Below are 12691 nucleotides of genomic sequence, written 5' to 3'. Positions count from 1 at the left end.
CTTTACTGAGAAAAAGCGATGCAGCAGGGAAATGAACCTTGGTATTAATAAATTAAAATAATAACATTTCGATGTTCTTGTGGTGCTAAGGTCAGATTGACGTTAGTATCTTGAGGCATTGAAAAAAACTGGCAGACATCTGACTGCCAGTTTTTTTATATATTATTATTTATCCAGGAGTAAAACTCATACTGTTATAAGCACTTTTTTGTTATACTTAAAGATAATACTAGAATTTAGGATGTCTACATGAGCTACTTAGCAATTGTCGATCTTGGGAGTAACTCGGCGCGCATGGTCGTCGAGCGGCTAAACAATGATGGCACTTATACCGAAATAATCCGTGAAAAAGAAGATACCCGCATTGCTCAAAATATGGGGCCAGAGCGCGTGCTAAAAGAGGTGCCAATCGCACGCACCATTGCTGCACTGAAATACTTTCAAAGCCAGTACAGTGACTTTGAGCCAACTGTACGTGCGATTACCACAGCTGCAGTTCGTGTTGCCAGGAATCAGACACAATTTTTGACGCGTGTTAAAAATGAAACCGGTATCGATTTTGAAGTGTTAACAGGTGATGAAGAAGCGTATTATGATTATTTAGGTGTTATCACAACGTTAGCGATTGATAATGGTATTATTCTTGACACAGGAGGGGCATCGGTTGAGTTAATTGCCGTAATTGATGGTCAGAACCAATCAGCAATCAGCTTACCTTTTGGCGCCGTGACATTGTCCGAAACGTTCAATTTGGCAAACGAGGTCAGTCAACGTGATATTGCTGCTGCGTGCAAAGATATTTTGTCGCAATATGAAGTCTTGCCTTGGCTGAATGCACATCGGGGTCTGCCAGTCATACTATTGGGGGGTGCCAATCGTTCTCTGGCCCGTATGGGCCGAACAATCCTTGGGAAAGATATTATTAATCAAATTCACGGCTTCGAAATGTCTGTTGAAATGGTTGAACATATTTTTCAAAATCTGAGGTATATGTCAAGACAAGAACGTGAGCATATTGCAGGATTAGAAATATCACGTGCCGATATTATTATTAGCGGTTTGTTGCCTTTACTTAATCTTATGCAGTTGATAGATGCACCAAGAGTAATATTTTCAGAGAGCGGTGTACGTGAAGGGTTAATCGCGGAGATGATGAAAAATAATGACTAAAAAATATTATGAATTGACGCCAGATGAACGTTTGGCGTCTTTACATTTAGACCAAAGGGCAACTACATTGTGGCATGACAATCAAAGTGAGACTAATGCACAACTCATTGAAAATTATGTGAGTGATATGCGCATACCAATAGGAATATTGAAAGACATTGTCGTTGATGATAAACATTATGCAGTGCCTATGGCTACGGAAGAACCTAGTGTTATTGCCGCAGCAAATCATGGTGCTAAATTGCTGAATAATCTTGGTGGCTTACATGTAAAGTCTCCTCGGCAAACGGCAATGATTGGGCAACTATTGTTCTATCAGACTGCAGATGATGCTATAGCGCAGTTTGTGAGTGCCAATCAGCAGGCCTTTTTTGAATGTGCCAAGCATGCTAAGCCAAGTATTTATCGCAGAAACGGTGGGTTACTTTCTGTTAACGCTAGACGTGTATCGCCAACACAAGTTAGTGTCGACTTTTTAATTGATACAAAAGATGCAATGGGGGCTAATATTGTTAACACGATATTAGAGGCAGAACGTGCTGTATTTTCATCGTTTGAAGCCAACTTTTTGGGCGCTATTTTATCAAATTATGCAACTGAACAAGTTGTGACAGTCAGTGCTGAAGTTACTGTACAACAAATTGGTGGGCAGCATATCGCTGAAAAAATTGTTGCCTTAAATGATTTTGCAAAACATGATATTTATCGTGCGACAACTGAAAATAAAGGTATTTTTAATGGGATCAGCGCTGTCGCTTTAGCAACTGGTAATGACTGGCGAGCAGTTGAGGCTGCAGGACATGCCTATGCTAGCAGGACGGGGTGCTATCAAGCGTTAACAACATGGCATATTGTTGACAATTTATTACTCGGCGAAATATCCATGCCCATCACTGTTGGTACAGTTGGTGGAACGATTACGGCATTACCTCAAGCAAAACAAGCGTTAGAAGTGATGGCTATTCAAACGGCTAATCAATTGCGTGGCATTATGCTCGCTGTTGGCTTGGCGCAAAATCTAGCTGCTTTAAAAGCCATAGTAGACGGTGGTATTCAGCGCGGCCATATGCGCATGCAATACCGCGCTTTGGCGCTACAAGTCGGCGCAACTGTCGAAGAACTTCCTAATCTTGTATTCAAACTAAGCCAAGAACAGCAAGTTGATGCCAGAGTAGCACAAGAATTATTAACGGAGATGAGAAAATGAATCCACAAATAAAATCACTTTTAGAAGCGGTGAATAATATTTATCCGGGAACTGTACTAACACGTGTTGCTGGCAATCAGACAGGGGAGCTGCATATTGACCGCGTTTCACAAGAAGTATTCGAAGATCGACTACTAATTGAATTGGCCGAAGCAACCGAGTCTGATTTCTTGATAGGTAACGAATTACTCAAGATGTTATTAACTTTGAATGGTATTATACCACAAATATTTTTTGCACTAACATTTAAAGATGATACGTTAGATGAACAAATGATTCAAATTGCCACGCGCATGCATCGTACTGTCATGCATGCAATAACATACCGTGAGTTAGAAGCAAAGGGTATTTTGACGCCGAAAACTGTTGATGCTTACTTGGCAGGTGTCAAAGCTGAACTAACACCAGAAAATGGTGAGGTGGATGATGAAAGCTTATGGCGTTTATTGACATTAGCAGATGCTTTAGTATTCGCAAGTGTCAGTGGAGCTGATTTTAAGAGCTTATCAGGCTTGTACCCATTGGCCTATACTGCGGCTGAAAAGCTAGTTACCCCAATTTTATCAGCGGATTTAAAACAGCCACGTCATGTGCGTCGACAGATGGTTGCTATGTTTGCTGGCGTTGATGATATTATGAGTCAATGGGGACGACCAACAATCAATGCAAAAGAGTATGTGACATTGACGAGTGTTTTGTCAGAGCGGCAGCTTAACTTGCCAGTTAGCCAAGTATTTACTATTTATCATTCTGAAATGATAGATTATCAAACGCACCAAACAGCTTATGTCGGACTTAGTAAAGTGGATAAGCAAAATAGTTTTGTTATTTCTAAGCCAGATAATCAAGAATCGTCTGAATTCTTTAAATCACTTTATCGTATGCGTGTCAGCGATTTATTTAAGAAATTAGCGCTACCTTATATTTTCAGGGGGGAATAATGCAAGAAGATAAGATGTTAACAGCAGATATCCAACAACAATTTGATCAAGCTAAACACATTCTTTTCATGACCGGTGCTGGTATTTCGACGGCATCAGGTATTCCGGATTATCGTTCAAAAAATGGTATTTATCAAGGGGTGAGATTGCGCCCAGAATATTTATTGTCAGCAACAGCTTTCCAAAATGAACCATTAAAGCAATATCAATTTATGATTGATAATATGTATTTTCCAGCGGCTGAGCCTAATGTGATTCATGAAAAAATGGCTGAATTAACGCGACAAAATCGTGCTAAAATTATTACTCAAAATGTCGATGATTTGCATGTTAAAGCCAAATCACAAGCAGCCAATTTGATTCGCTTTCATGGCTCACTATACGATATTTATGCACCAAAAGATGGTCAAAAAGCAAATTTGTCAGCGTATATGAAAAGTCCTAAGCGTGCAGATGGGGCAATGCTAAGACCCAGAATTACATTTTATGAAGAAATGCCTTTTGAAGTGGAAAAGTCTGCTGCGTGGGTCCAAGCAGCGGACTTGATTGTCATTGTTGGCACCAGTTTTCAAGTCTACCCATTTGCAGGGTTGCTTAATTATGCTAAGCCCGACGTACCAGTCATTGCAATCAATCTTGAACATATTCAGACAACATTCCCAGTGACGCAAATATTAGGGGATGCAACAACTTTTTTTGAAGCGCTTAAAGTATGAAGTTATGCTTTTTGTTATTTATTGTATGAATTTATTTTCATGTGTGCTATAGTGGTTCATGGAGGTATAGTGATGGAACAAGTGAAAATGAGACAAACGCCTTACGTGATTGGCATCACATTGAATTTAATTTTCGTGCTGACGGAGTTAGTGTTTGCTAAATTAGCCCATTCAACCGCACTGTTTGCTGATGCATTTCATAATTTAAGTGATGTCTTAGCTTTAGTCATTGCTTGGCTTGCAGTTGTTGCTTTTGGTTTAAAGGCTACGCGAAAACATACATATGGGTGGCATAATGTTTCGATTTTAGCCAGTGTATTTAATTCAATTTTATTGTTGTTTGCAGTTGTCACGATTTTTTATGAAGGTATTCGCGATTTAATTGTTGTGCCAACAATACATACCAACGGTATCATGATTACGATTGTTGCTGCCGTGGGTATTGGGATTAATTTTTTTACGGCAATGTTGTTTAGAGCAAGTGGCGCACCAGATGAACATGGACACCACCATGGCCAGGATTTGAATGCTAAGACTGCTTATATACATTTGTTATCTGATGCAGGCGTTTCAGTTGGTGTTATTCTGGCTGGTATTTTAATTCAGTTGACAGGCATTCATATGATTGATGCGATTGTATCGATGATTATAGGTGTAATTATATTAGTCACTTCGTGGCCTGTAATGACATCAACATTTACTATGGCTATTAATGGGGTACCAAAAACGATTAATGAAACAGCCATCTTAAGTTATCTTAAACAGTATCCTGGTGTTGAAAAGTTACACGACTTACATATTTGGCCATTGTCAACAACAGAGACGGCTTTAACCGTTCATCTTTCTGTTTCTCCAGATGTTGATACGCAGGTTTTGTTAGAAGATATGTCACAGACATTACGTCAAAAGTATGAAATTCACCATGTCACCATTCAAATAGAGCGTCACGCAATGAATCAGCCATGTAATTTGATTTAAAATGTTACGTAATTGTAACTTTCTCATGAAAAGGCTTACAAAGCTATATAATAATAAGGTGCTTTTATCATTATAGTCAGAAAATGTAATAAATAATGGCAAGAAAACATTATTTATGATTTTTTTAGTTGACGAATTTTTAAAAACGTGTATCATTTATTATGTATTAGGGCATTAATAGCCGAGTTAGATACCTTTCATAAGCTTTCAACACTGTTGAATGAAATCCTTTATGAAAATTATTTAGCACTGTTAATACGTGTTTAGCTCACCGTTAAGTAGCTTAAAAAGTGAATACTAAATGCGTATTTTGGTCAAAATTCGTATATTTTTTGTCCTGAGGAGAAATCTTAAGGAGAGTTAGAATGCAAGATTCTAAAAGCGTTAAGCCAAAGCATCATTTTGTGGAGAAGGCAGATGATCAACTGAGCTTGAGTGACGTAAACAGCTCAATTGAAGCGCCCAAAGATGGGTCTTTTTGGCGTAAATTATTAGCCTACTCTGGGCCTGGTGCGTTAGTAGCTGTCGGCTATATGGATCCAGGTAACTGGGTGACATCTGTAGCCGGTGGTGCACAGTATAAGTACACACTATTATCTATAGTGTTAGTATCAAGTTTGATGGCCATGCTATTACAGTACATGGCTGGAAAATTAGGTATTGTCAAGCAAGAAGATTTGGCGCAGGCTACTCGTGATCGCACGAATAAAGCTGGTGGTATTATCTTGTGGATAATGACTGAATTAGCTTTGATTTGCACGGATATCGCCGAAGTTATTGGTGGTGCGATTGCCTTACACTTGTTGTTTGGTTGGTCAATGATTGCCTCAGTCCTTACGACAGCGTTTGACGTTGTGCTGTTGTTGTTGCTTATGAAGTTTGGGTTCCGTAAAATCGAAGCAATTGTTATGACATTGATTATAACAATTTTGGCTATTTTTGCTTATTTAGTTGTACTTTCGAGACCTGAATTGTCTGCGATGTTTGGTGGTTATTTGCCACAGTTACAGACTCTGAGCTCAAAACCAGCCGTTGGGGCAAGTTCTTCACAACTAACATTAACTCTGGGTATCATTGGTGCAACTGTTATGCCACATAACTTATATTTGCATTCATCAATTTCACAGACACGTAAGGTTGATCGTACAGATAAATCAGCCATTAAAGAAGCTGTTCGCTTTATGACATGGGATTCTAACATACAACTTTCATTAGCTTTTGTTATCAATTCGTTATTGTTAATCTTAGGTGCCTCACTATTCTTTGGACATGCTGATTCTGTTGGTGCGTTTGGTGACATGTACCGTGCCTTAGGAAATAGTGACATTGCTGGTGCTATTGCCTCTCCTGTGCTTTCAACATTGTTTGCCGTGGCTTTGCTTGCGTCAGGCCAAAATTCAACAATTACGGGAACATTGACTGGTGAAATTGTGATGGAAGGTTTCCTTCACCTACGCATTCCAATGTGGTTACGTCGTGTCATTACACGAGGTATAGCATTGGCTCCCGTAGTTGTCATTACTCTAATGTACGGTGGCGCAGAAGGCCGTTTAGATAAATTGATGGTTGATTCACAAGTATTTTTAGCTATAGCGTTACCATTCACTATGGCGCCATTAGTCTACTTCACATCTTCTAAAAAGATAATGGGCGATTTTGCTAATCCTAAGTGGGTCGCAATTCTAGGTTGGATTTCATTTGCTATTTTAACAGCTTTGAATATTCTAAGTATTTACCAGCAAGTCACTGGTGGCTAATATAATTATTTAAGGAGAGATAACATGAGTAATTTAAACTTAAACATCGAACCGATTCAATTTAAACGCGTGTTAGTTGGTGTTGATGAATCTGAGCAAGGTTATGTTGCTTTGGCTAACGCCATTCATCAAGCTAGTGAAGATGAAGCGCAACTAATCATTGCATCCGTTTTGGAGATGGGGGATTTGTCAACCATTGATGCCCTTCATCTGGATGTCATTAAAGAACGTCGCGCTCAAATCGAGGCGAACCTTGCACGTTATAAGGCCTATGCTGAATCACAAGGGGCTGAAAACGTTATAACGGTCTTTGCTGATGGTGCCAAGGCTGGAGAAGTTTTGTTGCAAGATGTTGCGCCAAAAGTACAAGCAGATTTAATTATTGTGGGGGCGCACTCACGTGAGGGCTTTTGGGAATCATTGGGTTCACAAGCCGCATACATTGCCCGTCATGCAAAAATTTCATCAATGGTTGCTCGTAAGTAATCAAAAAGACACTGCCATAATAGACAGTGTCTTTTTTGAAAATTAGCTTTTGTATAACACGAAACCCCGATAAGCTAACGCGCTTATCGGGGCTATTTTTTGGGAGAGATTTTAGAGAAGAGAATATTGGGAGATTATAGGAGAGAAAAGTTGCCCGTATGGGGTTTCGTGTGTTGATGCCGTGGAGAACATCAACGATAATCTAGCATATACAATTCCTACCTTTCTAAAACGCGTCGTTGTTTGAGATGACTTGTTTTGTTGTTGTATATAATATAACTTGACCAGATTAAATCAGTATAAAAATTTTAAAAAAACTGAAATAAATTTTTTGTGGTATAATATATGAAAAGTATTTCATGTAAAAATAGTTCATATAAAGAGGTCAACATGGTTCAAACACTTTTAACGGCACTTACATCTTATATTGGCACAACATCTGATTATTTTGTTGTTTTACTACTGGTCTTCGGACAATATCGGGGACCAAAGCAGACACGGTCAATTATCTTCGGTGCCTATTTAGGAAATGCACTCTTGGTTTTGATAGCGTTACTCGTTGCGGTATTGCTTAAAAACATTCCAGAATCTTGGCTGCTTGGTTTTCTGGGAATTGTGCCGATTGTAATTGGTATTCGCAAATATTTTTCAAATGACGATGAAACAGAAGAAGTTAAAGATAAGTTAGCGCAGGATAATAATAGAAACTTGATTAGTAACATGGTTATCATTACGATTGGTGCCTGTGGTGCTGATAATTTGGCCTTGTATATGCCTTATTTTGCTACTGCGAATCTTGTCTACTTACCCGCAATTTTACTGATTTTTATTGCGGTGCTAACAATTGTTATCTTTTTGGCTAAAAAGCTAACCGACTTTAAGCCAGTTCATACGTTCTTCGAACGTTTTGGTGACAAAATTCAAGTGATTATTTATATTGTTCTTGGCTTATACGTTATGTTTGATGCAGGAACGATTCAATATCTTATAAGCCTGTTATAATAAAAGTATGAAGACAAAAGCAATTAGTGAACTTGAAAAAATATTTAAAATATTAGGGAATAAACAACGATTAACGATTCTAGAGTTATTGCGATCACGCTCATATTCGGTCTCTGAAATTGTTGATATTTTGAATATGGAGCAATCGGCTGTTTCTCATCAACTACGCGTACTCCGCGAAGCGCAATTAGTTCAAGCAGAGAAGCGAGGACGTGAAGTATTGTATTATCTGAGTGACTCGCATATTCTAATTCTTTTAGACAATGCTTTAAAGCACGTTGATCATGTATTTAATTTAGGAGACGAATAATTATCATTTGAATTATAGGGTTGACGTGAATGTTAAAATTTGGTATTCTAATATAGTTGTTTAATACAAACGGTATTAGATATATGCCGTTGTGGCGGAATTGGCAGACGCGCTGGACTCAAAATCCAGTGGTGGCAACACCGTGTGGGTTCGACTCCCACCGACGGCATCATTGATTTAAAAAGACATTAAGTTAACTTAATGTCTTTTTTAGTGATTTATTTTTAGCAAGCATGATTGGCTTAGTACGTCTATGCTTAATAATTAGGACTGTAATGCCATGAGCCGCTGACGTAGTGCATCATCGTAAGCAGTCAGATACAGGCCATATTTACCACGCTTGAGGAGAACGTTTAAAACATTGGCAATAAAATCTTGATATTGTGCTGGTGTAAATTGAATATCTTGCCTTTTTTTGAAAATTTCTTTATGAGAGTATTTTTCCGGAATAATAGTCATGCTATCGGTTTTAGGATTGTAACCGAAAGAAGGACCAATAATCATACCGACATAATTTAAATCGAAACCTTGTAATGTGTAAATTGTCCCGACTTGAGTAATAGATGATTCGCGCTTTGCCCAGTGGGTGCGTTGCGGATCCCATTCATCCCAAGGTAGGGAAAAGGTGTCCATCTCGACATTATGACGGCCATCGATGCGTGGGAATCCAGATGTTGCAACGACACGGCTTAAACCATACTCACTATTGCGCGCTTTGATTTTGTCATAAAGTGCACCAGCTGTAGGAAAAACTTCAAACTCAAATTGACTATCTTTTGGAAAAGGTGTGATTGGTTGCTGTGCGGTGAAACTATCCAGCCAAGCTACTTGTTTGTCACTTGTAACCATACGATACTGGAAATCCATATTGAATTCACGATATGGATGGTGACCGATTGTCTTAAATAATAGCTGCTTGGACCAATACATCTTTGATTGAAATACTTGTTTAAAATCATAAACAACTACGACAACTTTTGACAAAGCCATTAAATCAGTTAACTGATTTTTACCGCGATAATGGGCATACGGCTCTGATTTAGAATAGAGCAAGTGTGCTTCGTCAACGAAAATGACGTCATAGTGACGATGGTTTTTTTGTGCATCATTAATCAGAGCAGTTGGCCGTCTAATGTCGCGTGGATTGAGGCCGTCAAAACTTTTAGCCATATCTTGATAAGCCTTATAAAGTTCTGGGTGGTTAACGACAAGCGCACTTTTGTAGCGTCTGTCAGTCATATATTTTTTAACAAGTTGCATGAGTACGACCGATTTACCAGTACCTGCTGCGCCTTGAATGATGGCAACTGCATGTTCTTTTTTAGACATGTTGTGATTGATATAGTTATTGAGCTCTGTAATCTTTTTTGTTTGATCGTCAGAGAGCGTATCAATTAAAAACTGTTCTTTTAGAATCTTATTCATTAAAATTACCCCACTGTGATTTATTATACTATAACGTTTGACAATTACTCGCGTTAAACCTAATGACACACTAACAATATTCTCAGCGTATAATATAGTATATGGAAAAAACCAAAATAATAAATGATGATAGCGTGAACATATTAATCACCATCGATGAAAATTATATTAAACCGTTACGTGTTTTGCTTTATTCACTTAGGCAAACTAACCCAAGAGAAAATATGACAATTTGGTTGGCTCATGACCATATTGAGGCGGCGCAGTTAGAAAAATTACATCAATTTGTTGCGCAATTAGGTTTTGTTTTGCACACGATTAGAGTCGATACAAGTCTATGGGCAAGTGCGCCAACTTTCAAACAGTATCCGCCAGAAATGTACTTTCGACTATTATGCGGTCAATATCTGCCTAAAACACTACATCGTGTGATTTATCTTGATCCAGATATTTTAGTGATTAATCCAATTAGGCCATTAGCTAATATGCCATTAAAAGGCCAAATGCTGGCTGCTTCAAGTCATATGGGGCTGACAGGTATTAGCCAAACGATTAATCACTTACGACTTGGTACCCGTCAAGTATATTTCAACTCGGGCGTGATGTTAATGGATCTAGATATGATGCGACAACGAGTTGATATGAAAGCTATTTTGTCTGTTATTCAGCAATACGGCAAAGAGCTTATTTTACCAGATCAGGACATTTTAAATTATCTCTATGGTGATGAGATTTTAAGTTTACCCGAAGAAATTTGGAATTATGATACACGTGATAATATTATGCATTATGCCAAAAGCTTTGGATCAGTTGATATGCGATGGGTTATGGAAAATACAGTGATATTACACTATTGCGGTCGGCCAAAACCTTGGGAAAAGAGTAACAGTATCAATCCATTTATCATGTTATATCAACATTATGAACAATTACTAGCTATTTCTGGTTTGTAAAACGGGCAGAGAAGGGAAATAAAAAAAGCTGCTGGATAGCAGCTTTTTTTATTTAGACCAGCCATGCGATTGAAAATCGGTCAAGATACGATCGAACGCCAATATTTGCGCATCAAGGGGGAGTTGATGCGCAATGTGAAAGTCTTCCCATAGATTTTGAACACGAACAGGGACATGTTCAAGTAATTTATCATCAGTTTCTTTACGGTAAGCCTTGCTCATATGTCAATAATTCGGAATGTTTTTTATCTAGGGCTGAACTGATTAGGCAACTTTTATTTTTTGATTGGCAAGACTGATTCTTTCGTTGTTGAACCAATGAATATACTTGGACACATCTAAAATTAGATGTGCAATCGATGGAAACCGGAATTGATAAATCATTTCACGCTTTAATAGGGAGTGAAAACTTTCAATTTTGGCATTATCATATGGATGTCCTAGTTTTGAATACGAATGATCAATTTTATGTCGCTTTAACAAATTTTCAAAGCCAAAACTAGTGAACTGACTGCCCATATCAGTATGTAAATAATTTGGTTTTTTATCAGTTGACAGCGATCTTTGTAGTGTTGTAACTACCAATTTGGTATCCATCGTGGCACTGATTTGATGGGCTAATATCTTACGCGTTTGTAACTCTAAAACTGACGCTAAATAGACCCACTGACCATTACTCAACTTTAAATAAGTGATGTCCATGCTCCAAGCGTTGGCTTCGGGTAAATGCCTGATTAAGTTGGGACGTTGACGATAATCAACAGTTGTCGTTGGTTTGTTAAATCGACGACTCATGACAGAGTATATGCCAGCTTCTCGCATTAAACGACGAACTCGGTTGGTTCCATGATGCAAATTCAGATCAGCTAATGCTAATCGCAGACGTGGCGCGCCATAAGCTTTATAGTTATTTTGCCAAATTTCACGCAACAAAGCTTTTAAGATCGTGTCTTCTCGTTGTCGTTGGCTCTCAGTATAGTGAACCCAATCAAAGTAGGTGCTTTTGGGTATTTTGAGTAGGCGAAGCACCATCATGAGTTTAAAATGCTGTTTTAGCAATGATTGGACAATAGTAAAATGGGTCTTACGTGTTACTTGCGATGTTCGCCCAGCAAAACGGCCGCAATTTTTAAAATTTCGTTTTCTTCTTTGAGTCTTGCGACTTCTTTCTGCATTGCATTAAATTGGGCGCGAGTCACTGGCTTACCGGTAACGTCCGTCCCTATGATTTGGGCTTTCTTCACCCAACCCGTGACGGTTTGTACAGCCAAATGGTATTCATTGGCTAGAGAATTAGCAGAACGTCCCTCGTTATACAAGGTGACAATTGATGACTTAAATTCTGTTGAGTATCGCTTAGCTTTCATAATATAAAAAAACTCCTATACTTGATTATCTCGGATTATGCCCTAGAAATAAAGCGGTCCGGATTTTCAGTATACGAGCACCTTGCGACCCCATTCTTTGATGATGTTGTATTCCAGTCCAGTCATTATACTGTCTACCTTCATGCTAATATTTGTGTTAGATATATAATATAACATATATTCGGAAATGCGCCTATATATTTAATGAACAAAAGTAATAATAGGATGTTAATGTTTACATTTTGCAATATTTCTCTCATAATGATAAAGGTTTAAACTGGATTTATCCAATAATGAATAAGACTAGCATAATTATTTATTACAATGCGTTATTAAAAATAAGTTGTAATTGTATGAATATTAATGGAAATAAGTAAAG

Annotated in this window: 13 protein-coding genes, 1 tRNA gene and 1 pseudogene; 11 read left to right on the top strand and 4 right to left on the bottom strand. The window is 38.2% G+C overall.

The annotated features are described in order from the left end of the window. Positions 1 to 249: 249 nt before the first annotated feature. From FAZ25_RS01875 to FAZ25_RS01830, 10 genes are all read left to right on the top strand, one after another. Positions 250 to 1170 (top strand): exopolyphosphatase, encoded by a 921-nt coding sequence (locus tag FAZ25_RS01875; protein WP_004901326.1) that lies wholly within the window; start codon positions 250 to 252, stop codon positions 1168 to 1170. Then, the gene (locus FAZ25_RS01870) at positions 1163 to 2377 is read left to right on the top strand and encodes a hydroxymethylglutaryl-CoA reductase, degradative (RefSeq protein WP_004901323.1); all 1215 of its coding nucleotides are present in this window, start codon (positions 1163 to 1165) and stop codon (positions 2375 to 2377) included. The genes FAZ25_RS01875 and FAZ25_RS01870 overlap by 8 nt, the downstream gene beginning before the upstream one ends. Then, complete coding sequence (locus FAZ25_RS01865; protein ID WP_040189824.1) at positions 2374 to 3318, top strand: hypothetical protein; 945 nt, start codon at positions 2374 to 2376, stop codon at positions 3316 to 3318. The genes FAZ25_RS01870 and FAZ25_RS01865 overlap by 4 nt, the downstream gene beginning before the upstream one ends. Continuing rightward, a complete protein-coding gene (locus FAZ25_RS01860; protein ID WP_004901318.1) occupies positions 3318 to 4034 on the top strand; it encodes an NAD-dependent protein deacylase in 717 nt (238 codons plus the stop codon). The genes FAZ25_RS01865 and FAZ25_RS01860 overlap by 1 nt, the downstream gene beginning before the upstream one ends. 72 nt (positions 4035 to 4106) lie before the next feature. Further along, positions 4107 to 5012, top strand: a complete 906-nt coding sequence (locus FAZ25_RS01855; protein WP_004904378.1) for a cation diffusion facilitator family transporter — start codon at positions 4107 to 4109, stop codon at positions 5010 to 5012. A gap of 365 nt (positions 5013 to 5377) precedes the next feature. Next, a complete protein-coding gene (locus FAZ25_RS01850) occupies positions 5378 to 6769 on the top strand; it encodes an Nramp family divalent metal transporter (RefSeq protein ID WP_004901313.1) in 1392 nt (463 codons plus the stop codon). A 24-nt stretch (positions 6770 to 6793) separates the two neighbouring features. Next, positions 6794 to 7255: a universal stress protein gene (locus FAZ25_RS01845; protein ID WP_004901312.1), complete on the top strand. Its 462-nt coding sequence runs from the start codon at positions 6794 to 6796 to the stop codon at positions 7253 to 7255. 390 nt (positions 7256 to 7645) lie between these two features. Further along, the gene (locus FAZ25_RS01840) at positions 7646 to 8257 is read left to right on the top strand and encodes a cadmium resistance transporter (protein WP_004901309.1); all 612 of its coding nucleotides are present in this window, start codon (positions 7646 to 7648) and stop codon (positions 8255 to 8257) included. 7 nt (positions 8258 to 8264) lie between these two features. Beyond that, positions 8265 to 8567 carry a helix-turn-helix transcriptional regulator gene (locus FAZ25_RS01835; RefSeq protein WP_004901305.1) on the top strand — a complete coding sequence of 101 codons (303 nt, stop codon included), beginning with the start codon at positions 8265 to 8267 and terminating at the stop codon, positions 8565 to 8567. An 85-nt stretch (positions 8568 to 8652) separates the two neighbouring features. Beyond that, positions 8653 to 8736: transfer RNA gene (locus tag FAZ25_RS01830), tRNA-Leu, on the top strand. A gap of 95 nt (positions 8737 to 8831) precedes the next feature. On the opposite strand, the gene FAZ25_RS01825 is transcribed toward FAZ25_RS01830, so the two are convergent. Then, positions 8832 to 9992, bottom strand: coding sequence for a DUF2075 domain-containing protein (locus FAZ25_RS01825; protein ID WP_004901302.1), 1161 nt, complete (start codon positions 9990 to 9992; stop codon positions 8832 to 8834). Between the two features lie 101 nt (positions 9993 to 10093). On the opposite strand from FAZ25_RS01825, the gene FAZ25_RS01820 reads away from it, so the two are divergent. Then, positions 10094 to 10945, top strand: a complete 852-nt coding sequence (locus FAZ25_RS01820; RefSeq protein WP_080763165.1) for a glycosyltransferase family 8 protein — start codon at positions 10094 to 10096, stop codon at positions 10943 to 10945. A 48-nt stretch (positions 10946 to 10993) separates the two neighbouring features. On the opposite strand, the gene FAZ25_RS01815 is transcribed toward FAZ25_RS01820, so the two are convergent. The 3 genes and pseudogenes from FAZ25_RS01815 to FAZ25_RS01805 form a co-directional block, all read right to left on the bottom strand. Next, positions 10994 to 11167, bottom strand: a complete 174-nt coding sequence (locus FAZ25_RS01815; protein ID WP_192269759.1) for a hypothetical protein — start codon at positions 11165 to 11167, stop codon at positions 10994 to 10996. Between the two features lie 42 nt (positions 11168 to 11209). Next, a pseudogene (locus FAZ25_RS01810) lies at positions 11210 to 12040 on the bottom strand (IS3 family transposase); the annotation flags it as partial. Further along, positions 12037 to 12312, bottom strand: coding sequence for a transposase (locus tag FAZ25_RS01805; RefSeq protein ID WP_004906421.1), 276 nt, complete (start codon positions 12310 to 12312; stop codon positions 12037 to 12039). The gene FAZ25_RS01805 and the pseudogene FAZ25_RS01810, both read right to left, overlap by 4 nt. Positions 12313 to 12691: the final 379 nt, after the last annotated feature.

The sequence above is a fragment of the Leuconostoc sp. LN180020 genome (genome assembly GCF_014844115.1).
Classification (GTDB): domain Bacteria; phylum Bacillota; class Bacilli; order Lactobacillales; family Lactobacillaceae; genus Leuconostoc; species Leuconostoc citreum.
Note: the sequence above shows the minus strand (reverse complement) of the source record. Positions and strands in the feature narration are given on the sequence as shown.

What these genes read in the sequence shown, in the direction of transcription:
- FAZ25_RS01870 (WP_004901323.1), top strand. Translation starts at nt 1,163, where the DNA reads ATGACTAAAAAATATTATGAATTGACGCCAGATGAACGTTTGGCGTCT.
- FAZ25_RS01875 (WP_004901326.1), top strand. Translation starts at nt 250, where the DNA reads ATGAGCTACTTAGCAATTGTCGATCTTGGGAGTAACTCGGCGCGCATG.
- FAZ25_RS01815 (WP_192269759.1), bottom strand. Translation starts at nt 11,167, where the DNA reads ATGAGCAAGGCTTACCGTAAAGAAACTGATGATAAATTACTTGAACAT.
- FAZ25_RS01865 (WP_040189824.1), top strand. Translation starts at nt 2,374, where the DNA reads ATGAATCCACAAATAAAATCACTTTTAGAAGCGGTGAATAATATTTAT.
- FAZ25_RS01855 (WP_004904378.1), top strand. Translation starts at nt 4,107, where the DNA reads ATGGAACAAGTGAAAATGAGACAAACGCCTTACGTGATTGGCATCACA.
- FAZ25_RS01845 (WP_004901312.1), top strand. Translation starts at nt 6,794, where the DNA reads ATGAGTAATTTAAACTTAAACATCGAACCGATTCAATTTAAACGCGTG.
- FAZ25_RS01820 (WP_080763165.1), top strand. Translation starts at nt 10,094, where the DNA reads ATGGAAAAAACCAAAATAATAAATGATGATAGCGTGAACATATTAATC.
- FAZ25_RS01835 (WP_004901305.1), top strand. Translation starts at nt 8,265, where the DNA reads ATGAAGACAAAAGCAATTAGTGAACTTGAAAAAATATTTAAAATATTA.
- FAZ25_RS01850 (WP_004901313.1), top strand. Translation starts at nt 5,378, where the DNA reads ATGCAAGATTCTAAAAGCGTTAAGCCAAAGCATCATTTTGTGGAGAAG.
- FAZ25_RS01825 (WP_004901302.1), bottom strand. Translation starts at nt 9,992, where the DNA reads ATGAATAAGATTCTAAAAGAACAGTTTTTAATTGATACGCTCTCTGAC.
- FAZ25_RS01860 (WP_004901318.1), top strand. Translation starts at nt 3,318, where the DNA reads ATGCAAGAAGATAAGATGTTAACAGCAGATATCCAACAACAATTTGAT.
- FAZ25_RS01805 (WP_004906421.1), bottom strand. Translation starts at nt 12,312, where the DNA reads ATGAAAGCTAAGCGATACTCAACAGAATTTAAGTCATCAATTGTCACC.
- FAZ25_RS01840 (WP_004901309.1), top strand. Translation starts at nt 7,646, where the DNA reads ATGGTTCAAACACTTTTAACGGCACTTACATCTTATATTGGCACAACA.